The organism is Falsiroseomonas tokyonensis (assembly GCF_019024325.1).
In the GTDB taxonomy this organism is placed as follows: Bacteria; Pseudomonadota; Alphaproteobacteria; order Acetobacterales; family Acetobacteraceae; genus Falsiroseomonas; species Falsiroseomonas tokyonensis.
Window position 1 is genome coordinate 1 of the sequence record NZ_JAFNJS010000048.1, and the last position, 1179, is coordinate 1179.

Below are 1179 nucleotides of genomic sequence, written 5' to 3' on the forward strand. Positions count from 1 at the left end.
TGTCCTTCGTCCCATGCAAGGGCCTCCGATCGGGTGAAAACCTTATCCAGGTGTCCATCGAACCGGCAGCAGGCCACCTGTAGGCGAGACGGCGTTGAACCTCGAGCTGATGCGCCTGATCGACGCGCAGTTCCTGGAGACGCCCTGGTACGGCTCGCGGCAGATGGCGCGGCACCTGCGGCGCGAGAGCTACGTGGTCGGCCGCAAACGCATCCGGCGGCTGATGACGAAGATGGGCTTGGCGCCGATCTACCAACGGCCGCGGACGACGGTGCCGAACCCCGAGCACCGGGTCTTTCCCTACCTGCTGCGGGACCTGGTGATCGACCGTCCCAACCATGTCTGGTGCGCCGACATTACCTACCTGCCGATGCGGCGTGGCTTCCTCTACCTGGTCGCGGTGATGGACTGGGCGACGCGCAAGGTGCTGGCCTGGCGGGTGTCGAACACCATGGAGGTGGAGTTCTGCCTTGAGGTGCTTGAGGAGGCCATGGCGCGGTACGGGCGGCCGGAGATCTTCAATACCGATCAGGGCAGCCAGTTCACCTCGCCGCGGTTCACCGGTCTCCTGCAGCAGGCCGGGGTGCGCATCTCGATGGACGGCCGCGGCCGCTGGCTGGACAATGTCTTCATCGAGCGACTGTGGCGCAGCCTGAAGTACGAGTGCGTCTACCTGCATGCCTTCGAGACCGGCTCGGAACTGCGGGCCGGGCTGTCGAAGTGGATCGGCTACTACAATACCAGACGCCCACATTCTGGCCTGGACGGCAGGACACCGGACGAGGCGTATGGGGCCAATGCGGTGACGAAATTGGCGGCCTGACGGAAACCAGGATCGAGCTTCTCCAGGCCGCCAAGCTGTCCGACGAATGGGGACCACCTCATCATGCTGAACTTCCACCATCAAGCCATAGTCAAAGTAGCGCCCTGCAAATATTACGGTACTGGGCAGCGTGGCACGGACCGGGGTACCGACCGGCGCGCGCAAGTCGACCCCAGAATGCATCCCGCCATGGCGTGGCCCAAAGCCGGAGGAAAATTCACCCGCGACTGGCAAGGCGACTGGACAAAGGGCCGCCAGGGCGTCCACGGGCGTATAAATGGCCAATAAGGCAAGGAAAGCCGAGCGGCGTATTATCATGGGCCCGCTGTGGCGCAGGGAAGCCCGATGCGCAACCC

At 64.0% G+C, this 1179-nt stretch carries 2 pseudogenes; one reads left to right on the forward strand and one right to left on the reverse strand.

The window, feature by feature from the left end:
* Window positions 1-76: 76 nt before the first annotated feature.
* Window positions 77-823 (forward strand): annotated as a pseudogene (locus tag J3S20_RS29895) (IS3 family transposase); the annotation flags it as partial.
* Window positions 824-892: 69 nt separating this feature from the next.
* Here J3S20_RS29895 and J3S20_RS31360 read toward each other — a convergent pair.
* A pseudogene (locus tag J3S20_RS31360) lies at window positions 893-1141 on the reverse strand (M23 family metallopeptidase); the annotation flags it as partial.
* Between the last annotated feature and the right edge of the window lie 38 nt (window positions 1142-1179).